At 57.7% G+C, this 25,084-nt stretch carries 12 protein-coding genes, 1 tRNA gene and 2 pseudogenes; 8 read left to right on the top strand and 7 right to left on the bottom strand.

Features of this window, described 5'->3' with window-relative positions:
* Positions 1-334, bottom strand: a pseudogene (locus GYK42_RS26395) (hypothetical protein); the annotation flags it as partial.
* A gap of 232 nt (positions 335-566) precedes the next feature.
* Here GYK42_RS26395 and GYK42_RS26390 point away from each other — a divergent pair.
* Positions 567-2,453: an MFS transporter gene (locus GYK42_RS26390; RefSeq protein WP_166449910.1), complete on the top strand. Its 1,887-nt coding sequence runs from the start codon at positions 567-569 to the stop codon at positions 2,451-2,453.
* A 3-nt stretch (positions 2,454-2,456) separates the two neighbouring features.
* Here GYK42_RS26390 and GYK42_RS26385 read toward each other — a convergent pair whose 3' ends face one another.
* Both GYK42_RS26385 and GYK42_RS26380 read right to left on the bottom strand, forming a co-directional pair.
* Entirely contained in the window at positions 2,457-4,007 is a 1,551-nt protein-coding gene (locus tag GYK42_RS26385; RefSeq protein WP_166449909.1) for a hybrid sensor histidine kinase/response regulator, read from the bottom strand.
* Between the two features lie 7 nt (positions 4,008-4,014).
* A complete protein-coding gene (locus GYK42_RS26380) occupies positions 4,015-5,499 on the bottom strand; it encodes an ATPase domain-containing protein (RefSeq protein WP_166449908.1) in 1,485 nt (494 codons plus the stop codon).
* Positions 5,500-5,943: 444 nt separating this feature from the next.
* Here GYK42_RS26380 and GYK42_RS26375 point away from each other — a divergent pair, with 444 nt between their 5' ends.
* The 5 genes from GYK42_RS26375 (at position 5,944) to GYK42_RS26355 (ending at position 12,651) form a co-directional block, all read left to right on the top strand.
* Positions 5,944-7,158 (top strand): efflux RND transporter periplasmic adaptor subunit, encoded by a 1,215-nt coding sequence (locus GYK42_RS26375; RefSeq protein WP_166449907.1) that lies wholly within the window; start codon positions 5,944-5,946, stop codon positions 7,156-7,158.
* Between the two features lie 15 nt (positions 7,159-7,173).
* Positions 7,174-10,338, top strand: a complete 3,165-nt coding sequence (locus GYK42_RS26370; protein WP_166449906.1) for an efflux RND transporter permease subunit — start codon at positions 7,174-7,176, stop codon at positions 10,336-10,338.
* A 1-nt stretch (position 10,339) separates the two neighbouring features.
* A complete protein-coding gene (adeC, locus tag GYK42_RS26365; RefSeq protein WP_166449905.1) occupies positions 10,340-11,788 on the top strand; it encodes an AdeC/AdeK/OprM family multidrug efflux complex outer membrane factor in 1,449 nt (482 codons plus the stop codon).
* A 69-nt stretch (positions 11,789-11,857) separates the two neighbouring features.
* Positions 11,858-12,472 (top strand): TetR/AcrR family transcriptional regulator, encoded by a 615-nt coding sequence (locus GYK42_RS26360; protein WP_166449904.1) that lies wholly within the window; start codon positions 11,858-11,860, stop codon positions 12,470-12,472.
* A 102-nt stretch (positions 12,473-12,574) separates the two neighbouring features.
* Positions 12,575-12,651: transfer RNA gene (locus GYK42_RS26355), tRNA-Pro, on the top strand.
* Between the two features lie 1,076 nt (positions 12,652-13,727).
* On the opposite strand, the pseudogene GYK42_RS26350 reads toward GYK42_RS26355, so the two are convergent.
* From GYK42_RS26350 to GYK42_RS26335, 4 genes and pseudogenes are all read right to left on the bottom strand, one after another.
* A pseudogene (locus GYK42_RS26350) lies at positions 13,728-14,865 on the bottom strand (IS3 family transposase).
* A gap of 39 nt (positions 14,866-14,904) precedes the next feature.
* Entirely contained in the window at positions 14,905-15,531 is a 627-nt protein-coding gene (locus GYK42_RS26345; RefSeq protein ID WP_240943843.1) for a cysteine peptidase family C39 domain-containing protein, read from the bottom strand.
* Between the two features lie 42 nt (positions 15,532-15,573).
* Positions 15,574-16,755 carry an HlyD family secretion protein gene (locus GYK42_RS26340; protein ID WP_346768165.1) on the bottom strand — a complete coding sequence of 394 codons (1,182 nt, stop codon included), beginning with the start codon at positions 16,753-16,755 and terminating at the stop codon, positions 15,574-15,576.
* A 586-nt stretch (positions 16,756-17,341) separates the two neighbouring features.
* Complete coding sequence (locus GYK42_RS26335) at positions 17,342-17,602, bottom strand: hypothetical protein (protein ID WP_166449903.1); 261 nt, start codon at positions 17,600-17,602, stop codon at positions 17,342-17,344.
* Between the two features lie 1,132 nt (positions 17,603-18,734).
* On the opposite strand from GYK42_RS26335, the gene GYK42_RS26330 reads away from it, so the two are divergent.
* Together GYK42_RS26330 and GYK42_RS26325 are read left to right on the top strand one after the other, a co-directional pair.
* The gene (locus GYK42_RS26330) at positions 18,735-22,007 is read left to right on the top strand and encodes an autotransporter domain-containing protein (protein ID WP_166449902.1); all 3,273 of its coding nucleotides are present in this window, start codon (positions 18,735-18,737) and stop codon (positions 22,005-22,007) included.
* A gap of 793 nt (positions 22,008-22,800) precedes the next feature.
* Positions 22,801-25,080 (top strand): TonB-dependent receptor, encoded by a 2,280-nt coding sequence (locus GYK42_RS26325; RefSeq protein ID WP_166449901.1) that lies wholly within the window; start codon positions 22,801-22,803, stop codon positions 25,078-25,080.
* Positions 25,081-25,084 lie beyond the last annotated feature (4 nt).

Here is a 25,084-nt window from a genome sequence, read left to right as displayed (position 1 = left end):
GGGTGGGCGGGACTGGCTTCGGTGGCACGGGCGCTGCCGGCGCGACCTTTGCCAGTGCGACCGGCTCGATCACGGCAGCCTGGGGCACCTGCACCGGCGCCGGTGGAGAAACGGGCGCCAGCACTGGCGCAACGGCAGCGGGCACGACAGGCGATGCAGCTGGCGCACCGTCCTGGCCTTCCAGTGTCAGCAGGCGCTGCTGGATGCCGTCGACTTCCTTGCGCAGGCGCGCCGTCAGCAACTCCAGATCGGCAACTTTCCTGCGGTACTGCAGCACCTGCACGAAGGCGGTGATCAGCAAGCCAACGATGAACAGCGTTATCAATCCAAACATAGGTCAGCTTTCCTGGAGAGGCGGGGCGAAGACCCCGCAGTATGCGCACATTACCTTATTATCAAGAAATGGGCGATTTTTGTTGTGCAGGGGAAAGGAGTCAGGTGCGGGGCCAGCATGGCGCGGTGGGGCGCTTTCCGTATTGATGCCAAGCAAGATGACGACAATCAGATTGTCGTGCGCAAGATAGTGCTGTATTTTAGCAATTCCTTAATTGCCGGTTCCCCATGCCATGAGTCAAAGCAGCCAGTTTTCCTTATTGTCGCAGCGCCGTTTCGGGCCCTTCTTCTGGACCCAGTTCTTTGGCGCCTTCAACGACAATCTGTTCAAGACGGCCCTGATGGTGATCCTCGCCTATGATGCGCTGAGCTGGACCACGCTCGACCCGTCCACCATCACCAACCTGATTCCCGGCCTGTTCATCCTGCCCTACGTCGTGTTCTCGGCCACGGCGGGCCAGCTGGCCGACAAGTTCGAAAAGGCGGGTCTGGCCCGTTTCGTGAAATGGATGGAACTGGCCATCATGGCCGTTGCCGCCGCCGGCTGGATGACGCATACCCTGTGGCTGCTGGTGGCCGCCGTCGTCGGCATGGGCGTGCATTCGACCCTGTTCGGCCCCGTCAAGTATGCCTACCTGCCGCAGCAACTGAAACCCGAGGAACTGGTCGGCGGCAATGGCCTGATCGAGATGGGCACCTTTGTCGGCATTTTGTTGGGTGAAATCCTCGGCGCCGTGCTGATCGTGCACAAGCCGCTGGGCGTGGAACTGGTGGCCGGCGCGACGATTGTCGTGGCCGTGTTCGGCCTGATCGCCAGCTACCGTGTGCCGCGCACGCCGGCGCCGGAGCCGGACTTGAAGGTGAGTTTGAATTTTGTCGCCGAATCGTTCCGCAACTTGAATTTTTCGCGCAAGAACCGTCCCGTCTTCCTGGCCATGCTGGGCAATTCCTGGTTCTGGTTCTATGGCGCCCTGATCCTGGCCCAGTTCCCCGTGTATTCGAAGGATTTCCTGCATGGCGACCACAGCGTGTTCGTGCTGCTGCTGACCGTGTTTTCCGTCGGCATCGGCACGGGTTCCCTGCTGTGCGAGCGCCTGTCCGGCCACAAGATCGAGATCGGCCTGGTGCCGTTCGGCTCCATCGGCCTGTCGCTGTTCGGCATCGACCTGTATTTCGCCAGCAATGCGTATGCGAATACGCAAGTGGTTGATGCACTGGCGTTCGTCAGCCAGGCGGGCGTGCCGCGCATTTTGATCGACATCGTCATGATCGGCGTGTTCGGCGGCTTTTTCATCGTGCCCCTGTTCGCCCTGATCCAGACGCGCTGCGACCCGAAACACATTTCGCGCACCATCGCCGGCATGAATATCCTCAACGCCCTGTTCATGGTGGCGGCCGCCGGCGTGGCCATCGTGCTGCTGGGACAAGGATTTACGATTCCGCAGCTGTTCCTCGTCACGGCCATCTTGAATGCGCTGGTAGCCGCCTACATCTTCTCGCTGGTGCCGGAATTCCTCATGCGCTTCCTGGCGTGGATCTTGATCCAGACCGTGCACAGGGTCAAAGTCGTCGATGGCGAGCGCATCCCCACGGAAGGCGCGGCCGTGCTGGTGTGCAACCACGTCAGCTATGTGGACGCCATCGTCATCATGGCGGCCAGCCCCCGTCCCATCCGTTTCGTCATGGACCACCGCATCTTCAAGATGCCGCTGATGGGCTGGATTTTCCGTACGGCCAAGGCGATCCCCATCGCGCCGGCCAAGGAAGACCCGTTCCTCATGGAAAAGGCTTTCATCGATATCGCGCAGGCGCTGCACGAAGGCGAACTTGTTTGCATCTTCCCCGAGGGCAAGCTGACGCGCACGGGCCAGATCAGCGAATTCAAGGGCGGCATCGCCAAAATCGTCGAGCGCAGCAAGGTGCCCGTGATTCCGCTGGCGCTGCGCGGCTTGTGGGGCCATCTGTTGAGCCACCGTAACGGCCATTTGTTCGAGCGCGCCTTCAAGGCAGGCTTGCGCTCGCGTTTGTCACTGGCTGTGGGCATGCCCGTGGCGCCCGAGGCTGCCACGCCGGAGTTGCTGCAGCAAAAAGTGCAGGAGTTGCGCGGCAAGTGGAAATAAGCGTCACTCCGTTCGCATAGCCGTCCCTTCCTGTCGCTCCAGGTGCGCGCGGAGCAGGGCGGTGATGGCGTCGAAGTCCACCGGTTTCGTCAGGTGATGATCGAAACCGGCTTGCTCGGTCCGTGCGCGGGCTTCACCCTGGCCCCAGCCCGTCAGGGCGATCATCAGCACGTCGCGCCCGTGCGCGCGCTGGCGGATCTGGCGCGCCGCTTCGTAGCCATCCATGTCCGGCATGCCCAAATCCATCACGACCAGTTGCGGCCACGCCGTCTCGACGGCCGCCAGCGCCTGCGCGCCGCCATACGCGACCGTGGCGGCATAGCCCTCGAGCTGGAACAGGCTTTGCAGGGAATCGGCCGCGTCGCGGTTGTCGTCCACCACCAGCACTTGCACAGGCTGGCACGCATTGGCTTGAGTGATGCTCCCGGCGGCCGCTGGCGTGGCCGGCGTGGCTGCTGCGGCGTTCCCAGCGCTGGCTGGCAAGTTGACGATGAAGCGGCTGCCGCGCCCGGGGCCGTCGCTGTAGGCCTCGATGCTGCCGCCATGCATTTCGGCAAATTGGCGCGCCAGGCTCAAGCCGATGCCCAGGCCGCTTTTTATCTGGCCCGCCACCGTGCGTCCCTGTTCGAACATGGAAAAGATGCGCGCGATGGCATCCGCATCGATGCCGATGCCATTGTCTTCGACCATCACTTGCAACTGGCCCTGCGCCAGGCGCGCCGTCATGTGGATGTGCCCGCCGTCCGGCGTGAACTTGACGGCATTCGACACGATATTGGAAAAGATCTGCACCACCCTGGCATAGTCGGCGTGCAAGGTCACGGCATGCGGCGGCAATTCCAGCGTGAGGCCGATGTGCCGGCTGCTGGCCGCAGGCCGGCACAGTTCCATGACATGCTCGAGCACTTGCTGCAGCTCAAACTCCTTGCGCTGCAGCAGTACCTTGCCGCTGGTGATGCGCGCCACGTCGAGCAAGTCATCGACCAGCCGTGTCAGGTGCGTCACCTGGCGCTCGATCACGTCGCTCAGCTTGCCCACCTGCTCCGATGCGGGAAACAGGTGCTTGAGCAGGGCCACCGACGACTTGATGGGCGCTAGCGGATTGCGCAGTTCATGCCCGAGGCTGGCAATGAATTCGTCCTTGCGCCGCTGCGTCTCGCGCACTTGGTACTGGCGCTGGCGCGCGCGCAGCATGGCGTGGGCCGAGGTGATCAGGGTCAGGATGTGCACAGGGCGTTCCAGCAGGGTCAGGTTGCCCAGGGTGGCAATGGCTTGTCGCAAGGGCAGGGAATCGAGCCGAGCGTGCGTCAGCAGGGTAATCGGCAAGTCGGACCAGTCCGGCTGCTGGCGGGTATAGGCGTCGAGCACGGCGTAGACGCCCGCATGCAGCACCTCGTCCACCGTCAGTACGCCGCTAGCGCCCAGCGCCAGTTGCTCGGCCAGTTCGCCGGGTGAGCGGCACGCGTGGCTGGCGATGGCGCTGCCCGCCAATACCGTGCCGGCCAGAGCGGCATCCTGGCCGGCTGGCGCGTAGATCAGGATGCGCTGCTCCATGGCATTCCTACGGGAAAGGCGTGCCGCCGATGGTGGGCAAGCCCGACAGGATGCCGTGAAAGCCGGCCAGGGCGGGGCCGATGCGGATGCCCTGCGGGCTGATGTCGAAGCGGCGGATGCTGCGCTCGTGCGCGCTGCCCCGCTTCTTGAAGACGGAAATGGCTTGCCGCACCTCGCCTTCCGTTTCGTAATAGCGCAGCATGATGACGCTGTCGGCCAGATAGCTGGCGTCGGCCGCCGTCGTCATCGAGGTGCCCAGCATGTTTTGCTGCACGCCAACGAGCAGGGTGGCCACGCCGTGCTGGCTCAGGTAATTAAGCAGTTCGTGCAGGTAGGTGCTCTGGAAACGCTCATCGGGTACGGCATGCATGTAGCCGTTCAGGCTATCGATGACGATCACCTTGGCGCCCCGCTGCGCCGCGTCGACGACGGCCTGGGCGAATTCGCCCGGTGTCAGTTCGGCCGGATCGATCTGCTGTGCGCTCAGCAAGCCCGTGTCGAGCGCCGCCTGCAGGCGCATGCCCACGCTGTCGGCCCGGGTCAGGAGCTTGCTGCGCGCTTCTTCGAACAGGAACATGGCGCACGGTTCGCCGCGCTTTGTTGCCGCGTGCACAAATTGCGCCGCCAGGGTGGACTTGCCGCTGCCGGCGGGCCCGGAAATGAGCGTGCTCATGCCTTCTTCCAGGCCGCCGCCTATCATGGCGTCGAGCTCGGGTACGCCGCTCGTCAGGCGCTGATGGCCGCCATCGCGGCGCGTGTCGGCCGCCACCAGGCGCGGAAAGACGACCAGGCCGTCATGGGCGATCTTGTAGTCGTGCGTGCCGCTGCGAAACGGCACACCCCGGTATTTCACCACGCGCACGCGGCGCCGGTCTATGCCGTAGTCCTGGTTTTGCAGCTCCAGCGAGATCACGCAGTGGGCCACGCTACGCACTTGCAAGCCGTCGTCGAGCGCGGAACGGTCGTCGATCAGCATGGTGGTGCAGTGCCGGCTGGCCAGGTATTGTTTCAAGGCCACGACCTGGCGCCGGTAGCGCAGGGGGTTTTCCGCCAGCAGCTGCAATTCGGACAGCGAATCGAGCACGAGGCGGGCAGGGCGGTGCTTTTCGATGGCGGCCAGGATGCGCTGGTTGGTCGAGGCCAGTTCGATTTCCGACGGGTGGAAAATGGTGTACTGGCGCTCGGGATCGAGCATGTCGTCATTGGGCGCCACCTCTTCGATGGCGATGCCGGCCAGGTCCCAGCCGTGCGACAGGGCGGCGGCGCGCAGTTCGATCTCGGATTCGGCCAGCGCGATATACAGCACGGGCACGCCCCGGCGCGCCCCTTCGGCCAGAAACTGCAGCGCCAAGGTGGTCTTGCCCGTGCCGGGCACTCCCTCGACCAGGTACAGGCGCTCGGCCAGCAAACCGCCCGTGAGAATGGTGTCGAGGCCGGGTACGCCCGTCGACAGCAGTGCGTCCAGGCCGCCCGCGCCATTGTGTTGCGCCATTTCTTGCGCCTGTGCCGTCATCATCGCGCCCCCGCTTCGCCACGTCGTAGTCAATATAGTAGCGCGTCTGCCGCGGCATGTCTTTTCGATACCATTGGTAAATAATTATTCCGCCACGCCTGCCGTGAGGAGCGGTGTTGCGTCCGTGTCGGTCAGTTCAGCAAAGAAATCTTGACCCTGCTACAGTATTCACTCAATCCACCTTTTCCGCATTGTCATTTTTGCCACCGTACGCCAGCTTCGTAGCTGACTTTGCTGGCGTGCCGCTGCTGTAGTTGCCTTTACTTTGTTGCCTCATTGATAATTTAATTCGCTTGATGGTTACTATGTTTCAATTGTAACGATGCTTGACGATTTTAGAATGATCGTTCATTCTTTGATCTGCGTTAATAAATTTAGTCATTTCTAACGACACTAGCCAGCTTCTTTTTCAGAAAGTCCAAGATGCAACCAACCTTTTCCCTGACGTCGCCGCGTACGAGCGGCGCTATTGCCGTTCTGTGCGCCACTGTAATCATGGCCGGCTGCAGTAAAAAACAGGAAGCACCTCACGCGCAACAAGCGCCACAGGTGGTCGTGTTTACTGTTAATCCGGCCGCGTTGCCGATGAGTGCCGAATTGCCCGGCCGCACGAACGCCTATCAGGTCGCCGATGTGCGCCCGCAAGTCGGCGGCTTGATCCAGAAGCGCCTGTTTGTCGAGGGTAGCGATGTGAAAGCGGGCACGGCCCTGTACCAGATCGATTCCGCCACGTACCAGGCTGCCGCCAATTCGGCCAAGGCCGCGCTGTCGAAAGCCAAGGCCAATCTGCTGACGGCCGGTCCGAAAGCGTCGCGCTACAAGGAACTGGTCGCCATCGAAGGCGTGAGCCGCCAGGAATACGATGATGCCGTCGCTGCGTTCGAGCAAGCCAAGGCAGACGTCGAGTCCGCCACCGCGGCGCTGGAATCGGCCAACATCAACCTGCGCTACAGCACCGTGACGGCGCCGATCAGCGGCCGCACCAGCCGCTCGACCGTGACGGCCGGCGCGCTGGTCACCGCAGGCCAGACCGAAGCGCTGACCACCGTGCAGCAACTCGATCCGATCTATGTCGACGTGACCCAGTCGAGCACGGATTTGCTGCGCCTGAAGCGCCAGATGGCCGACGGCTCGCTGAAGAAAGTGGGCGAAGGCCAGGCCAAGGTCGACCTGATTCTGCCGGACGGCAGCAAGTACGGCGAATCGGGCAAGCTGCAGTTTTCCGGCGTGACGGTCGATCCGACCACGGGCAATGTGATCTTGCGCGCGCTGTTCCCGAATCCGAAAGGTGAATTGCTGCCAGGTATGTACGTGCGTGCGCAGCTGGAAACGGGCGTCGATGAGAAAGCCATTACCGTGCCGCAAGTGGGCGTGACGCGCAACCAGAAGGGCCAGGCCACGGCCATGATCCTGAACAAGGAAAACAAGGTCGAGCAGCGCGTGCTGACCACCAGCGGTACCGTCGGCACCAACTGGCTGGTGACGTCCGGCCTGGCCGCAGGCGATCGCGTGATCGTGGAAGGCTTGCAAAAAGTCAAGCCAGGCGCCCCAGCCGTTGCCGTGCCAGCCAAGGCCGAAGCTGCTACTGCGCCAGCCGCTGCCGCTTCTGCCGCCGCATCGGCTGCCAGCGCCCACTAATTCAGGAGAATATTAATGGCCCGTTTTTTCATTGACCGCCCGATTTTTGCCTGGGTGGTCGCGATCGTCATCATGCTTGCCGGCGTGATTTCGATCCTCAGCCTGCCGATCGCGCAGTACCCGAGCATCGCTCCGCCGTCGATTTCGATCAGCGGCTCCTACCCTGGCGCTTCCGCCAAGACCGTGGAAGATGCGGTCACCCAGGTCATCGAACAAAAGATGAAGGGTATCGACGGCTTGCGCTACATGTCCTCGTCGAGCGATGCGACTGGCGGCATCAGCATCACGCTGACGTTTACCAGCGGCACCAATCCCGACATCGCCCAGGTGCAGGTACAGAACAAGCTGCAGCTGGCTACGCCACTGCTGCCGACGGCTGTCACGCAACAGGGTCTTGTCGTGTCGAAAGCCACGAAAAACTTCCTGATGGTGTTCGGCTTCATTTCCGAAAACGGCAAGATGGACCAGACCGACTTGAGCGACTATGTGGCCGCCAACGTCGTCGATCCGCTCAGCCGCGTGCCGGGCGTGGGCGATGTGACGCTGTTCGGTTCGCAGTACGCCATGCGTATCTGGCTCGACCCGGCCAAGTTGCAAAGTTTTAACCTGACCCCGGCGGACGTGATCACGGCCGTGCAGGCGCAGAATGCGGAAGTGTCGGCCGGTGAACTGGGCGGCACGCCGTCCGTCAAGGGCCAGCAGCTGAACGCTACCGTCTCGGCGCAAAGCCGCTTGCAGACGGTGGAGCAGTTCGGCGCCATCTTGCTGAAAACCACCACCGAGGGCGCCATGGTGCACCTGAAGGATGTGGCCAGCATGGAACTGGGCCGCGAGAACTACAACACCGTGGCCCGCTACAACGGCCATGCGGCAACCGGCGTGGCGATCAAGCTGGCGACGGGCGCCAACGCGCTCGATACGGCCAACGCGGCGAAAGCCATGCTGGGCAACCTGAGCAAACAATTCCCTGAAGGCATGAGCTACCAGGTGGCGTTCGACACTACCCCGTTCGTGAAACTGTCGATCGAGGAAGTGGTCAAGACCCTGGTCGAAGCCGTCATCCTGGTATTCCTGGTGATGTATCTGTTCCTGCAAAACTTCCGCGCTACCCTGATTCCGACCATGGCCGTGCCGGTCGTGCTGCTCGGTACCTTCGGCATCCTGAATGCCTTCGGTTACTCGATCAATACCCTGACCATGTTCGCCATGGTACTGGCCATCGGCCTGCTGGTCGATGATGCGATCGTGGTGGTGGAAAACGTCGAGCGCGTGATGAGCGAAGAGGGCTTGTCGCCGCTGGAAGCGACGCGCAAGTCCATGACGCAGATCACGGGCGCGCTGGTCGGTATCGCCATGGTGCTGTCGGCCGTGTTCGTGCCGATGGCCTTCTTCGGCGGTTCGACGGGCGTGATTTACCGCCAGTTCTCGATCACGATCGTCTCGTCGATGGTGCTGTCCGTCGTCGTCGCGCTGGTGTTTACGCCAGCCTTGTGCGCCACCTTGCTCAAGCCGGTCGAAAAAGGCCATCACGCGACCAACAAGGGTTTCTTCGGCTGGTTCAACCGCAGTTTCGATAGCAGCAGCAACAAGTACCAGGGCTGGGTCGGCGCCATGATCACGCACCGTTTCCGCTCGATGCTGCTGTACGTGCTGTTGCTGGCCGGCCTGGTGTTCATCTTTATGCGTCTGCCAACGTCCTTCCTGCCCGAAGAAGACCAGGGCATCCTGTTTACACAGATTCAATTGCCGACGGGCGCCACGCAAGAGCGCACCCTGAAAGTGATCGAGCAGGTCGAAGACCACTTCATGAACAGCGAGAAAGATAACGTCGCTTCCGTGTTTGCCGTGGCCGGTTTCAGCTTCGGCGGTAATGGCCAGAATACGGGTATCGCCTTCGTGCGCCTGAAAGACTGGTCGCTGCGCAAGGACGTGGCGCAAAAAGCGCCGGCCGTGGCCGGTCGTGCCATGGGCAAGTTGTTGCAGATCAAGGATGCGATGGTGTTTACGTTCGCTCCGCCTGCCGTGCTGGAACTGGGTAACGCCACCGGTTTCGACATGCAGCTGCAGGATATCGGCGGTGTCGGCCATGACGCCCTGATGGCGGCGCGTAACCAGTTGCTGGGCATGGCGTCGCAAAATCCGGCCATGGTCGGCGTGCGCCCGAACGGCCAGGAAGATACGCCGCAGTACAAGATCGACATCGACCAGCAGAAAGCTACCGCGCTGGGCTTGCAGATCTCGGAAATCAACCGCGTGCTGAGCGTGGGCTGGGGTAGTTCGTATGTGAACGACTTCCTCGACCGCGGCCGTGTGAAGAAAGTGTTCATGCAAGGTAATGCCGAATCGCGCATGCTGCCGGAAGACTTGAACAAGTGGTTCGTGCGCAATACCGCTGGCCAGATGGTGCCGTTCTCGGCCTTCGCCACGGGCAAGTGGATCTACGCTTCGCCACGCCTGGAACGCTACAACGGCTTGCCGTCGGTAGAGATTCTCGGTACGCCGGCGCCGGGCCAGAGCACGGGCGCCGCCATGAACGCGATGGAAGAAATGGTCGCCAAGCTGCCGCCTGGCATCGGCATGAGCTGGACCGGCGTATCGCTGGAAGAGCGCGAATCCGGTTCGCAGACGCCGCAGCTGTATGCGCTGTCGCTGCTGATCGTCTTCCTGTGCCTGGCCGCGCTGTATGAAAGCTGGTCGATTCCTTTCTCGGTGCTGCTGGTGGTACCGCTGGGCGTGATCGGCGCCGTGCTGGGCACGTGGTTCTTCGGCCTGTCGAACGACGTGTACTTCCAGGTGGGCTTGCTCACGGTGGTGGGCCTGTCGGCGAAGAATGCGATTCTGATCGTCGAGTTTGCCAAGGAAATGCAGGAATCGGGCATGTCGCTGCTGGACGCGACCTTGCATGCGGTGCGTCTGCGTCTGCGTCCAATTCTGATGACGTCGATTGCCTTCGGCCTGGGCGTGTTGCCACTGGCTATTTCCAGCGGCGCCGGTTCCGGCAGCCAGAACGCCATCGGTATCGGCGTGCTGGGCGGTATGTTGACGGCCACGTTCCTCGGTATCTTCTTCGTGCCGGTGTTCTTCGTGCTGGTGCGCGGCTTCTTCTCGAAGTCGGACGCGCCGACCACGCCGGCGACGCCTGGTTCTCCAGCCGTCACGCTTTCTAAGGATGCGCATTAATATGAAAAAAACGCTACTCTCCATGGCGGCACTGGCCTTGCTGGCCGGTTGCAGCCTGGCTCCCACGTACGAGCGTCCGGCAGCGCCGGCGCCCACGGCGTGGCCGACCGGTCCTTCCTACAAGGCCGACACGGCCGCCGCCGATGCCAAGCCGGTGGCGGACGTCGCCTGGCGCGAGTTCTTTGCCGATGCGCGTTTGCGCCAGGTACTGGAACTGGCGCTGGCCAACAACCGCGACCTGCGCGTCTCGATCCTGAACATCGAGAAGGCGCGCGCCACGTACGGCATCGAACGCGCCGCCCTGATCCCGACCCTGTCGGCCTCGGGCGGCCAGTCGGCCACGCGCATCTCGAAAAACGCCAGCCCGACGGGTGAAGCGTCGATCAATCGCCAGTACACGGCGAACCTGGGCGTGTCGGCGTACGAGCTGGATTTCTTCGGCCGCGTGCGCAGCCTGTCAGACAGCGCGCTGGAACAATATCTGGGCACGGAAGAAGCACGCCGTGCGCAGCAGATCAGCCTGGTGGCCGAAGTGGCCAGCACCTATCTGAACCTGGTGGCCGACCAGCAGCGCCTGCGCGTGGCGCAAGATACCTTGAAGAGCCAGCAGTCGTCGTATGACCTGGCCGTGCGCCGCTTCAGTGCCGGCGCCACCTCGGGCCTGGACAAGTACGATGCCCAGACCAGTGTCGAATCGGCCCGTTCCGACGTGGCTGTCTACACCAGCCAGGTGGCGCTCGACCAGAACGCGCTGGTGCTGCTGGTGGGCGGCCCCGTGCCGGCCGAACTGCTGCCGCAAGGCGAGTTCGGCGCCGTGACGGCCCTGGCGGACATTCCGTCCGGCGTGCCATCGGACGTGCTGCAACGCCGTCCCGACGTGCTGGCGGCCGAGCGCACCCTGCGCGCGGCCAACGCCAACATCGGCGCGGCGCGCGCGGCCTTCTTCCCGCGCATTTCGCTGACGGCGACGGCGGGTTCGGTCAGCGACAACCTGTCCGGCCTGTTCAAGGGCGGCAGCGGCACGTGGAGTTTCCTGCCGCAGATCAGCTTGCCGATCTTCGATGGCGGCGTGAACCGCGCCAACCTCGATATCGCCAAGGTGCAGCGTGAAATCTCCGTGGCGCAATACGAAAAGGCGATCCAGGTCGCCTTCCGCGAAGTGTCCGATGCGCTGGCCCAGCGCGGCACCATCGACGAGCGCCTGCAGTCGCAGGTCTCGCTGGTCGAGGCGTCGACGAAGAGCTACACCATCCACGACGCGCGTTACAAGCAGGGCGCCGAGTCCTACCTGAACGCCCTGGTGGCCCAGCGGGCGCTGTACACGGCGCAGCAGAGCCTGATCACGGCGCGCCTGGCCAAATCGACCAACCTGGTTACCTTGTACAAGGTGCTGGGCGGCGGTTGGCAGCCTGAGCAGACAGCCGTCGCGGCGGCTGGCGGCGCCCAATAATCACGGGGACGCCGACGCCGGCCTTGCCCTTGTCCGCAGGGGGCAGGGCCGGCGCGCTACTGGAAAATCATGAACCAAGTTGAAAAGAAGCATCCGGACCCGGAGCGCGCCAACACGCGACGCAAGCAGGTGCTCGATGCGGCCGAAAGCTGCTTCAGCCGCCGCGGCTTTCACGGCGCCAGCATGGCCGAGATATCGAAAGCGGCCGGCATGAGCGCGGGCCACATCTATAATTATTTTGACAGCAAGGATGCGATTATCGCCGCCTTCGTCATGCAGAATACGGAGCGGGTGTCGAACCTGATGCAGGACCTGGCGCAGCGCGAAGACCCGCTGCAGTCGGTGATCGACAATGCGGGCGAGCATGTGCTCGAAGCCCTGGATCAGAAATCGTGGATGATGCCGCTGGAAATTTTTGCCGAAGCGTCGCGCAATCCGGTGATCGCGGAAATGCTGCAATGCTCTGACCAGCGTTCGCGCCAGTTATTCCTGGCCATCGTCCGCGACGCGCGCATCAAGCGCGGCTTGCCGGCCGACGAAGAAATGCTGCAAGGACGCCTCGATGCGCTGGTGGCCCTGTACCAAGGCTTGCCCGTGCGCTTCATTCATCATCCGGACGTCAAGGTCGAACCGCTGATCGCCGGTTTTCGCATCGTCCTCACGGCGCTGCTGCTGAGCGAATAGGGCGCCTGGCCGGGGCATGCAAAAAAGTTTGCGCTGTTCGATATGAATCATGCGCAAAGCATGGCAAAAACCTAAAAGCGTCTGCTATAATTCCCACCTCGTCGGGGCGTAGCGCAGCCTGGTAGCGTACATGCATGGGGTGCATGGGGTCGGAAGTTCGAATCTTCCCGTCCCGACCATAAGAATCAAAGACTTAGCAGTTTTTGTGCTGCTGAGATAGAAAGCTGTGTACACAGATGTGTACACAGCTTTTTTTGTGACTATTGTGTTCATGAGGATAGCTTAACGAGAGCAAAGTTTGCCTCCGTTGTAGTCGATCTCTTGAAGTCTTTTTTATTCTGCCGGAAACTTCAAACGCTGGCCTGGGGGTGTTGCCTCGGATGAAAAATGCCGGGCGTTCATCTTTTTTATGAGCGTTATTGTTCGCTTATCTACTGGGACTATTTCTTGGATTGTATAGCAGGAACTATTATCTGAGATTTTAGGAACACCCATAAAGCGCTCAACAGCAAAACCCCTCTTGATGGCTATCTCCCCCAATGACGCCGAGGTTGGGACCGTTGAACAAGCCGCTGGTACGCTTAAACGACAAGTGAACCATGGATATTGGGAGCGGTATTGTGCCGCTACTGTAACGATGGCATGTCGATATATACAGCTCGGCCGCTACAATTGCCTGTTTGCTGGCGGCTGCGGTGGTGAGCGCGCGACTTCGCTCAACTCGCTCATCTGGATCGCCAGGGTAAACGGTGTTGGCCATGATGCCTGGATGCGTCGTGCGCCGGCGCGCATCGCCGAACACTCGGCCAGCCGGGGCGATGACTTCCTGCTATGGAACCGTGCCAAAAAACTTCCCTGCACCTGTGCGCCGCTTACTTGCTGTTTGCATTCATCAATAAGGTGTTAGAGCATCGGCTCCAAGCAATGCTAGGAGGATACCTTTGCCAATGCCGGCACCGCATTTATGGATTCCGTGCCAAGAAGCTATCGCGCGCGTTTCGTTCGCTTGATAGCTTCTCCAAGCCGCTAACAAGCTCTGGTGGGATCGAGGCGTGGCATGCGACGCATCCGGCCAGGAAGAGATTCAGCATCCTCTTGGCCGTTGGCCCCTTGCTACCAATTGCAGACTCGAGCATTGGAATTGTCATGAGCGGATCTACAAGCAGCGCCGGAGTGGAAATATGCTGTCGCCACTGGTTCGAGAAAGCTGCATAGAATGCATCCAGCGAATAATCAAAGAATCGCCACGAGTTTTCTAGACGCTCGCCAGTCGTTCGAAATACTGTTTTTCGTAGTTCATCGGCGATAGCTGTTTGCTGAAGCTATGTCGACGCTTTGGATTGTAGAACATCTCAATGTAGTCAAAGATATCGCGACGGGCTTCTTCTCTTGTGTTGTAGGTTTTTCTGCGGATGCGTTCGCGTTTAAGCAATTGGAAGAAGCTCTCGGCGACGGCATTGTCATGGCAATTTCCGCGCCTACTCATGCTCTGTTGCAGATTGCGGGCTTTGAGGAAGTCCTGCCAATCGTAGCTACTAAATTGACTGCCCTGGTCGGAGTGCACCATCACGGTTTGTTTGGGCTGACGACGCCAGACAGCCATCAGCAACGCATTTAATGGCAGCTCACGATCCATACGCGGTCCCATCGACCAACCGATGACCTGCCTGGAGAACAGGTCAAGCACGGCAGCCAGAAACAGCCAGCCTTCATGGGTTCGGATATAGGTGATGTCGGTGACCCAGACGCGATTGGGCTCAGTCGGCGCAAACTGCCTTTGCAAATGTTTGGGCGCATGAACCGAACTGGGCCCGCTGCGTGTGCGTGGTCGGCGGTGGTACCCTGTTTGCGAACGTAAATGCTCTTGGCGCATCAATCGATGTATGCGATTGACGCCACACCCTTCACCAAGTTCGCGCAGGTCCTGCCAGACTTTACGATATCCATAGATTGAGCCGCTCTCCAGCCACGATTGTTTGACGTGACGCAGCAGTCGCTGGTCTTCAATGGCGCGCTCCGACTGCGGAACTTGTTGCCAGGCGTAGTAACCGCTGGGATGTACTTCCATCACTTTGCACAGTCGCCGTACCGGATAGCTTGACTGGTGCTCTTGCACAAAGGCGTACTTCACCCGGACTGCTTGGCAAAGTACGTTGCGGCCTTTTTTAAGATGTCGCGCGCTTCAGTTCGCTCTTCAGGCGTCGAATCTCCGCTTGCTGGTCGTCGACCGCTTTACGCTCGGCTGGCGGAACACTGAAACGCTTTATCCACTGATAGAGGCTGTGCTGACTTACGTCGAGCCGTGCTGCAACGTCCACAACCGCATGGCCACGTTCTGTGACCTGCTTGACTGCCTCAACTTTGAATTCATCGGTATATCGCTTATTGCTCATCACTTCTCCTGTTGGCCTAAATTATAGGCTGGAGAATGTCTAGGCTACTGGTGGCGATTCAAGCAACGCCTCGTCGACCAGCCACTGCATGTAGAACGGCGCCACCAGCGCGCACACCTGCAAGGCCAGGCCCAGTATCAGCAATTGCAGCAGGCCGCGCTTCAGGCCTACTACACGCCCCATTAGCGACAGCAGGGAAAACTGCTGTTTTTCCGCGGCCTTCTTGAAGGCGGCGGTGGGCGTCAGTTCCAGCGCCACGCCCGTAAAGTGTTTCGCCACTTCCGCCAGCGGCAGGCGCCGCTCGCCCACGGCCGGGTCGTGGATCACCGCATGGCTGCCGGAGACGGACTTGAGCACGACAAAATGATTCAAGTCCCAGTGCAGGATGGCAGGCAGCTTCAGCTCGGGCAGATGCTGCATGTCGAGTTTCAAGGGGCGCGTATGCAGGGCCAGCCCCTGCGCTATCGCCATCAGCCCTTTTAACGTGACGCCCTTGAGGGAGACGGAAAAGCGCCGGCGCATGCTGGAAATATCAGTCTGGTGGCCCCAGTAGCTGGCCACCATCGACAGGCAGGCCAGGCCGCATTCGGCCGCTTCCGTTTGCAGCAGGATGGGCAGGCGCTGGCTGCGCCAGAAGGACAGGTGGGCGAGATGAGGGAGATGCATGCAGCGCGGACGTAAAGTATTGTGGAAAATCAACATGGGGGCTTACAGGCGCCCGGAAATGCTGAACAGGGGTTCGAGCACCCATGCATACAGGCGCCGCTGTTCCAGCAGCACGCTGGCGTCAACCAGCATGCCCGACTTCAGGGGCAGGGTTTCGCCATACGCCTGCACGCTCTGGCGTTGCAGGCTTAAGCGGATGCGGTACAAGGGTTCGCCATTCGTGCCGCTGACGGTGCCCGGCACCGAAAGCTCTTCGGGCCGCAGTGAGGTGCTGGCCACTTCGCGCACCAGCGCCGGATATTGCCCGAATTTCTGGTACGGATACGCCTGGTAGCGCAGCAGCACCGTCATGCCCGGCTTGATGAAGCCTACCGAGCGCGACGGCGCGTAGATTTCCGCCTCCAGCTGGGCGCCTTGCGGCAGGACGGAAGCGAGCATGCTGTTGGCCGCCACCGTCTGGCCCAGTTCGGTGGTGATGGCCGTGACCATGCCATCCTGCGCTGCGCGCACCAGGATTTCACGGCGTACCTCGTTCTCCGTCAGGTCCTGTTCGATGGCGGAGACATTGCGCTGCAAGCCTTCCGTGCCGCGCTGCGCCTGCACCTGCAAGTCGCGCACGTCGGCTTCTGTAGTGGACAGGTCGCGCTGACTGGCAGACTTGGCACGCTGCAACTCAGCCAGACGCTGCTGCTGGTCCAGCAACTCGGCCTGCTTGTCTTGCAGCTGCGCTGACGAGATGTAATTGGTGGCGTTGAGTTCGCTGTAGCGCTTGTAGGACTGTTCCGCCAGAGTAATGCGGCGTTGTTGCATCGCAATCTGATCTTCCGTACGGGCAATTTCAGCTGCCAGATCACTGGCACGGCGTTGCCCAGCAGCCATGCGCTGGCTCGATTGCAGGCTGGACTGTTTCAGTTCCGCATCGTAGCTGTCGCGTCGGCTTCTTAATAAAGTGGACACGACTTCCTGGGGCGAACCGGCATTAGCGCTGCTGCGCTCGCCCGACAGCACGAACAGCACGTCGCCGGCGTGAACCGCTTGTCCTTCCTTGACTCGCACTGCGGCAATGACACCAGCTTGGGCCGCTATGATACGGATCACGCCGCTGGTCGGCAGCAGCATGCCCTGTGACTGCGCCTTGCGGGTAGTGCTGAAGAAAATGAAGAAGGCGATGATGGAAATGGTGATCGCCAGGAACAGATAGCTTACAGGACGCGTGAGTATCACCGTACCGTAATGCCGGGTGCTTATATGTTCAACGGCCTGTTGGCGGAATAATGGTTGGGCAGGCGAGGCAATTCTTGCCCCCGAAAAAGGGGGACTGGGTTGGTCACGAAAAATAATTTACTTTTCAATTAATAATTCCGCAACGAAATAACGGGAAGGTACGGTCAAAGCACAGGCCTGTATGAATTGCGGAAATGTTTATTCTTTATTCTTTATTCTTTATTCTTTAATTTTTTTATTTTAAAAATATATAAAAAAACAAAGGTTGCAAGGATGGATATCAAAATAATGCCGCTTAAAATAGAAGGGTGACTTATCGAGAAATTTATTACTGCATAGGATAAATATGAAACTTTGTCAAATAGAAAATAAAATAAGGTTATTATTAATATTCCGGCGAAAGCTATGATTGTTTTATCTTTATAATTTTTTTTCATTTAATATCATTTGTTTAATGAGCCTATTGGCTTGATTGAAAATTCAGCCGGCAATAAAAAATTATTACTGGCTGAATTACATAATCTATAAAGGCAGGATAAAAATTTTCTGATTTACTCTAGTTTAACGTTAATAAAACAGACGCTGCTTAGCGTGCTGCCATTGGCACTCGCGTTCTTTCAAAGTAACCAATATCGCTCAATACGCCCGCAGCCCACATTCCAGCGGAAACAATGCCATAAGCAGCACCAGCCGCAATAAATTCTGGCGAAGCTACAGCCAATCCAACGGCCCCAAAGACAGCGCCACCAACAGCCGCAATGCCTGCCCCAGCGTTTATCACTTGCCCACTGGTTACGCCACCACTTACCTCATTAATTTCATCCAGAGTCATTTCTTGAATTGCCATGAAATATATTCTTATAAGAATTTAAGTAATAAGTCTTTGCCGTACTTGCCATGAACTAAACTTGGCTAAAATTATTTTTTAAACCAGTCAATTTATACTGCGCGGAGAAAAATTCGTCAAGTTTTTTCTGGAACATATATGTGGCGTAGTTAATTAGTCAATGAAAATATGAAATGTATAATTTTTTAAATCAAGGCTGATCATAAGCAGGGCTAAAAGAGAACTGAATTTGCCGGGCCTGTCGACATCTCCGGGCTGGTAAACGTGGTTCAGGGGAAGTTCAGTGCCCTCTTGCTCAAGCGAGAAGCATGGGTGCCCAGAGGGTGACATTTCCTTGGCCGAAGCAGCCAAGGCTCGGCCAAGGAAGTCTTCAAGGATTCCCGCGCTTGGCGATGGATGTGTTGACTATCGATCGGCTCGTCACGGCAAACCAACGCAATAGAGCTAAATTTAGGATCATTCCTATTTGTAAGATGTAAATCCAGCCTCACAATAAAACTGCAAGAATGAATTTTTATAATTTTAATAATTGTATTGTCCAATAAAAACGTTCGTCAGGTATAAAAAATATTCAATTTAGCTAGGTCATTGAACGTATTAATGGATCGATAAATTTATAGGGCGCTGTTCTTTGCGTCAACCTGAAAATTTTTATGCGATAAATTTAACATGAAAAGAAAATTTTCTATTGAGTACATGCAGTTGGGTGGAAGATCACTCTGTTCACCATTCTTCTTGCCATATTTGGAGTGATTAGTTTCGACTTATTTTGCATTTTTAAAAGGATATAAGGCGCGGGTCGTACGTTGATTGGGGTGCGCGCATGAAAGGTCTGTGTGCGGAAAGCCAATGCTTTGGTTTTTTGGATAAAGGAATCGTAGATATGATGGCACAATATTTTACACGGGCATGCGCATTACGAGGATCTTTTAATTACTCCATTTTGCCCCTAATGTCGGCAATGAAATATTTTATCATTGGTGAATTGTGTGTTCCGGGAGTTGATCGAAAAGGCTGGAAATAGCATAAGTTGATTAATAATTCGCATGCTTAATCGCGGATTTCATTTCATGGAATGACAATATTTTTCTTATTTCCGTCTTTCACAATATTTTATTTGAAAATAAAATTTATGTTTATAGCTCAATGGTCAAAATTGCGTATTTTTAACAGTCGTTTCCCTCTGAGAGATGCTCCATTTTTATTCAATAAAACATTAAGCGCTGTAGGACTCATGGGTCTGGTTGCAATTCCTTCATCAGTCAACGCCATGAATATGCATGTCAATGGCAATCAAATCATTCTGTCCGGGGATGTAACGATGAATGACGCAAACCTTTTCGCCGATATGCTTGGTCGTTTGCGTGAAAGCGGCAACAGGAAAATTGACACCTTGGTATTGCGCAACTCCAATGGCGGTTCGGTATTCTCCGGCTATGCCATTGCCGACCTCGCGCGTCGCCAAGGATTGACAACGGTCGTGTCGGGATATTGCATATCTTCATGCTCCGCCATGCATGTTGGCGGCGTCCAGCGCGCCTTCGCCGATAACGACCAGCCGTGGATGCTACATAGTCCTGTCAGCGATAATGTCGGTCAATTCATCGGCCTTCATGGCATCACTCTGGGGGGTAACTACGCTGATTCCACGCGACAGAAAGACTGGTACGATTTTTTTGTCCGGGCAATTGATACAGTCAGCCGTGACAATTTTCTGGTCAAGGATGCCTTTAGTGAGCATGGCACCGCTTTTGCCAGGCTATGGGATCCAGCAGCAGGCAGGAACCCGGCAATTTACTGGTGTCACTCGGACTGTGCCAAACCGAGCGAGTACAAAGCCTATCCTCAGGACGATGTTTATAACACTGGATTTATTACCGAGCGTAAAGCGGTAGTAACCACCGACACATTGGTAATTAATAGAGATATGTCGGGAAATATTAATCCAAACTATTACAACCCCGATAATCCGGGAACGGGTAATCCGATTACATCGATGTCCAATCTGTTGAGCGATTATGGATATGCCTGGACAGGGGATGGGTATTTTAAGCAGGCAAGCCAAGCAGATATGTTAAGGCAATACTACAATAGCGACCCGCTAGCCGCCGCTGCAGAGTTCAGAAGTCTTCTTCTTGGCCATTACCAGACGGTCTATACCAGTGCCCAGATTGCGGGCTTTCAGGCGGATCCTAACTCTACCTTGAGCAAACAACTGGCAATCATAGACCAGGCAGGAACAGCGCCGTTGATTGATGGGCGCGCCCAATCGATCGACGATGCCTACGGCATCTTGTCGCTGACAAACGGTGCAACTTGGCGCTTGTATCAGAATGAGCACGGTGCGGCCGAGACCTTAATGATCCAGAACGGACGTCTGCTGCTCAATGGCGGAGTACTCAACGTGGTGCAAAACTACATCGGCAAAGACGGTGTTGTCGAGGGCAGCGGCTATATTGGGCAGATTTACTCCAATAACCCCATTCCTCCGATGTTGTGGTTCCGGCAAGGTGGGCGTTTGCATTCGACCGGCGATCTGATAGTTGCAGGGCGTCCAGGCGATGGCAGTGGCCAAAAATTTTCGACGTCAAGCATCGATATGGATGATGCTACGCTAGCGCTGGACGTCACGGCAACCCAGCGCCGCGCGCCGCTGCGCTTTGCCAGCACCATCGTGACTTCGGATCCAGACAAGGTTGTGACGCAGGGGAAATATATACTTTATCGTGGTGGAGAGCTGGTTGTCAGCCCGCAATCGACGCTGGCGCTCAATATACGCCCAGGCTTTTACCAAACAGGCAAGGTTAGTCCTTTGATCAGTGCGGAATTGGACACCTGGTTGGCGTGGTTGCGTGATAACGACCCTGCCGCGTCACAATCGCTGACGCCGGCCATACTTGCCGAATATCATAAAACGATGGCTGGCAAATCCTATTTGTTTGGTCAGTTCAAGCACTTGGCGCGCGCCGATGCGCAGGGCCGCACGATCGCCGGCTACGATATCGATCCCACCGATGCCGACCCCGCCAAAACCGCATTTCAGCCATTCGATGATTCACTGGTGAGTTATCGCCTGCGGCAAAGCACCAACGGGGTCGCATTAACAACAGACGACGCTTTTTTGGGAAAACGGGCGTTCTGTAACGTCGCCGGCTGTGACGTGGGAACTGCACTCAGTAACGCTGCTGGGCAAGATGCCCCGGCCCTGGCACCATTGCTGAGCTCGTTGCAGTTTTCCACCAACAGGCAAGCCGCGCAAGCACGTCAGCAAATCGAAGGCGCTGGCTATGCCGCTCAGCGCAACGCTTCGCTGTATTTGCTCAACAGCTTTAGCAGCGCCTTGACCCAACACCTATCTGCTCCCGACCGGCTGGCTGAACGACAGACTGGCGCGGCTGTAGCAACGGCAATTCCATTAAATGGCCGTAATACCGGTCAGGTACTCGATGTTGCCGGTGTACTTAGCGATATGGAAGGCGCAAACGATGGTGGCGCTGTGGACAGCTCCAGCGCTGCGGGCAGCGACGTCAATCCATGGGGACGGGTATTCGGCCATTACGGGTATCTCAATGGACAAGGCGGGCAAGCTCCAATGTCGGCCTGGCGACAAGACAGTTCAGGCCTGATGCTGGGCCTCGATCAACGCCTCAACAAGCACTTCACCTGGGGCGCCACGCTTGGTTACGGTACACTTGATTTGAAAGGCAGCGGCAACGGCTTTCGCGGCCATACCAAGGCAACCGATGGTCGTGTTTATCTACGCTACGTTAACGGTAACCACTACCTGGATGCATTTGCAGGCGCCACATATTTGAGTAGTTCGGCTGAGCGTTCGGTAAATCTGGAATCGTCGAAACTGCCTTTTTCAGCACATGCTCAGGCACGCAATAAGGGGACGGCACTTTCCTTGCACCTGGAGCACGGATGGTCCGTGCAAGACCAGCGTGGATGGTTGTGGCAGCCTATCCTGCCAGCACTTGACCTGGTACGCCTGCCGACAGTCGACTTCAGCGATAGTGCCACCGATCCATCTATCGCCCTGGCTGTCCATGCAGACAAGGTATTGGATGCTCGCATCGGCATCGGCTTGCAAATGGCCAAGACCTTCACCTCAAACGCATCAGAATCTGGCGCTGTCGCCAGCTGGACGCCGCATGCCCGGATTTTGCTGCAGCATGCAATGAACAGCCGCGTAGGCTACTTTAGCAACAGCTTCGCGAACGCGCCCGAGAGCGGCGCATTCGCGGTGCGCGGGCCGGCAGTTGGCCGTGACCATGTCCAGCTCAATGTGGGTGTTGTGGCGCGCAAGGCAGGCGCTTGGGCTTTCTTGTTTGACTATACCGGGGACATTGCCGCACGTGGCCAGGACCATGGGGTGGCTCTGAGTGCTCGCTACCGTTGGTGAAGCAGAGAGATCTCAGACCGTGCGGCTGACCGAAACTTGATGCGGAAAAAGGCTAAGGTCGGATTCAAACCTGACCTTGCTTATTCGTTGTCTGTCTGATTTTAGAATCGGCAGAGGCTGGGCTCCTGCACACTGAACGCAAAGCAGTCGACGATTAGCAAGCCGAAATTCGATGCCTGACGGCTGCATTGAGGCGCATCACTGGGAACGTGAATCTTAAAAAGGCCGCAACATACTTTGCCGAGCAGCCTGGAAGAAATACCCATTCGTGCAGGCGCTTCCGTCAAGCTATCCGGTACGGCGATTGCGCCAAATGAGGGAAGTCTATCCTATCGGCAGCTACGCTTGGTTGCAGGTGCAGCAATCGGAACGCACCATCGAGGGTCAGCGGCTGCTAGATCACGTCAGGTAGTCCTGGCTCTAAAGCGGTTCAATCTACGGGTATCGTAAAGTTTGGCAGGACCTGCGCGAACTTGGCGAAGAATGCGGCGTTAATCTCGCGTGCGGCGTTCGCCAGGCAGTGGATGGGGGAGCAATCCGAGCGGGTCAATTCGACCGTAAAAAATGCCTTGCCTCTTCTTTAACACTACTTCAGAAAAGACAGTTAAATCATAAATGCAAATTAATTGCATTTATGATTTTGTCTGTATAAAATGCAAGTCAATTGCATTAGTGTTGCGTCAGCCAAAATAGACCGACATTGTCTTACCGGACGGCAGGGACGTTGAGTGCCTGTTTTTTATTACCCTTGTCCCACTTCCTCCTCATGAAAACAACATTGGCGCCTATGGCCATGGCAATTTCTCTCGCTCTCGCAACAAGCAATCAGGTACGCGCCGATGACGTCATCGGCGAATCATCCTTGCAAACAATCACGGTCAACAGCACGCGCAGCACGCTGGATCCGAATTTGCCGGCAAGCAGCGTGAGCAAAACGCAGGAAGAATTGCGCCAGCAACAGAACATCTTCAATCCCGAGGATGCACTACGTAACATGCCAAGTATGACGATACGGAAACGCTATAGCGGTGACCGTAATGCGCTCGTCGGTGGGCGCAGTTTTTCTACCACCCAGGCACCACGCGCGTTGGTTTACATGGATGGTTATCTGCTGTCGAACTTCCTCAGCCGCTTTGACGCACCACGCTGGAACATGATCGCGCCTGAAGAAATAGCCCGTGTCGATGTCCTGTACGGCCCGTTCTCAGCGCTCTATCCCGGCAATTCGATGGGTACGACCATCGCCATCACCACCAGCCGCCCGACAGCGTTATCGGGCTCGGTAAGAGTCGCCGGGCAGGACCAATCCTTCAGTCAATATGGTTTGCAGGACCATTACCGGAATGTTCAGGGATCCGCGCTGATCGGTGACAAGCTTGTTTCCGGGCTTAGTTACAAGCTGATGCTCAACTATCAGAATGCGACCAGTCAACCGATGGGCTATTACACGGTCACGGCGAATGCCGCTGGGGCTTTTACCATCCCGGTTGGAGGCACGGCAACGCCGGTCACAGGCATCGCTTATGACACGGGACCGTTTGGCACCCGCCGCGCCATCTTGGGGGCGAATGCTGGTGCCATTGACCACACCCGGCAAAATACCGCAAAAGTGAGCCTGGGATATGACTTCAGTCCAAGCATCAGCGCTGAGGGGGTTGCGGTATGGTGGGGTAATAAGAGCGTCACCAGAAATCAGACTTTCTTGCATGACTACGCAGGCAGGCCGGTGTGGTCCGGTCGTGTGAACGACAGCAACAATCAATTTGTGATTCCCGTCACCGCCTTTGCGCCATACCGTCGTGACGAAAATCACGCGCTAGCCGGGCTAAACGTCAAGACACGCAACAAGACCGGCTGGAATGGTACTGTTTCCGGCACTTTATATCGGATCCTGGACGACGTGCAACGCAATGCCGGCAGCGCCGATCCCGCTGCTGCCGGCGGCGGTGCGGGTACGGCTGTGCTGCGCGATGGCACGGGCTTTCACTCCTTCGATGTCGTCTCCACTTATTCTCCCAGCAGTGGCGACTGGACCAATGGAGCCCATGCTCTCACCTTCGGTCTGCACTCGGATATGTATCGACTGCGGCAACAGACCCGCAAGACAGCGGACTGGCGCCACGCCAGCGGCAGCGAGATGCAGTTCGTGGCAGGAGAAACGCGGATACTGGCGCTATACGCTCAGGATGCCTGGCAATTGTCGCCACGGTGGCGCGCAGTGTTCGGCTTGCGTGCAGAGTCATGGGAAGCGACGGGCGGCGTGCAGAGGGTCGTGCCAGGCGCTAACTTGAACTATCCGCGCCGCAGCGAACAGGCGTTGTCACCCAAATTGTCGCTAAGCTGGGATCTCGATGACAGCCTGACTCTGCGAGCGTCTGCCGGCCGCGCCACGCGCTTTGCCACCGTAGCAGAACTCTTCCAGGGAACAACTACAGGCAGCGGCATCATTGTCAGTGATCCCCAACTGCGCGCGGAGCGTTCGAATGCGCTTGAATTTACTGCGGAGCATCGTCATGCCTTGGGCAGCATGCGTGCCTCTCTGTTCCAGGATGACATCAGAAACACCATCTGGAGCCAACTCAATCTGAACGTGTTTCCTAACATCACCAATGTACAAAACATTGGCCGGGTGCGCACGCGCGGACTAGAACTCGTCGGACAGTTGGACCGGCTTGGTATCGACGGACTCAGTGCGGAAGCCAATATCGCGTTCACGCGCTCGATCATTATTGAGAATGACAATTATCTTCCGTCAGTCGGCAAAAACTGGCCGCGTGTGCCGCGCGTGCGCGCCAATGGCACGCTGGTCTATGCGCCTGCCGATCTGTGGAGTGTTGCGGCAAGCTACCGCTATTCCAGCGCCCAGTTCAACGAAATCAATAACACTGATGGTAATAGCGACATCTATGGGGGGGTGTCGCGCACCAGTCAGGTCGATGTACGGCTGCGGCTCAAGCCTGTCAAGAACACCGAAGTGGCAGTCGGCATCGACAATCTGAACAACAACCGGGCATATCAGCTGCATCCCTTTCCCGGACGCACGCTGTTTGCCGAAGCGCGCTACGCATTCTAAGGAG

The sequence above is a fragment of the Janthinobacterium lividum genome, from assembly GCF_011601275.1.
Classification (GTDB): domain Bacteria; phylum Pseudomonadota; class Gammaproteobacteria; order Burkholderiales; family Burkholderiaceae_D; genus Janthinobacterium; species Janthinobacterium lividum_E.
Note: the sequence above shows the minus strand (reverse complement) of the source record. Positions and strands in the feature narration are given on the sequence as shown.

Coding starts and splice junctions, on each gene's coding strand:
- GYK42_RS26390 (WP_166449910.1), top strand. CDS start 567: ATGAGTCAAAGCAGCCAGTTTTCCTTATTGTCGCAGCGCCGTTTCGGG.
- GYK42_RS26385 (WP_166449909.1), bottom strand. CDS start 4,007: ATGGAGCAGCGCATCCTGATCTACGCGCCAGCCGGCCAGGATGCCGCT.
- GYK42_RS26380 (WP_166449908.1), bottom strand. CDS start 5,499: ATGGCGCAACACAATGGCGCGGGCGGCCTGGACGCACTGCTGTCGACG.
- GYK42_RS26375 (WP_166449907.1), top strand. CDS start 5,944: ATGCAACCAACCTTTTCCCTGACGTCGCCGCGTACGAGCGGCGCTATT.
- GYK42_RS26370 (WP_166449906.1), top strand. CDS start 7,174: ATGGCCCGTTTTTTCATTGACCGCCCGATTTTTGCCTGGGTGGTCGCG.
- adeC (WP_166449905.1), top strand. CDS start 10,340: ATGAAAAAAACGCTACTCTCCATGGCGGCACTGGCCTTGCTGGCCGGT.
- GYK42_RS26360 (WP_166449904.1), top strand. CDS start 11,858: ATGAACCAAGTTGAAAAGAAGCATCCGGACCCGGAGCGCGCCAACACG.
- GYK42_RS26345 (WP_240943843.1), bottom strand. CDS start 15,531: ATGCATCTCCCTCATCTCGCCCACCTGTCCTTCTGGCGCAGCCAGCGC.
- GYK42_RS26335 (WP_166449903.1), bottom strand. CDS start 17,602: ATGGCAATTCAAGAAATGACTCTGGATGAAATTAATGAGGTAAGTGGT.
- GYK42_RS26330 (WP_166449902.1), top strand. CDS start 18,735: ATGTTTATAGCTCAATGGTCAAAATTGCGTATTTTTAACAGTCGTTTC.
- GYK42_RS26325 (WP_166449901.1), top strand. CDS start 22,801: ATGGCAATTTCTCTCGCTCTCGCAACAAGCAATCAGGTACGCGCCGAT.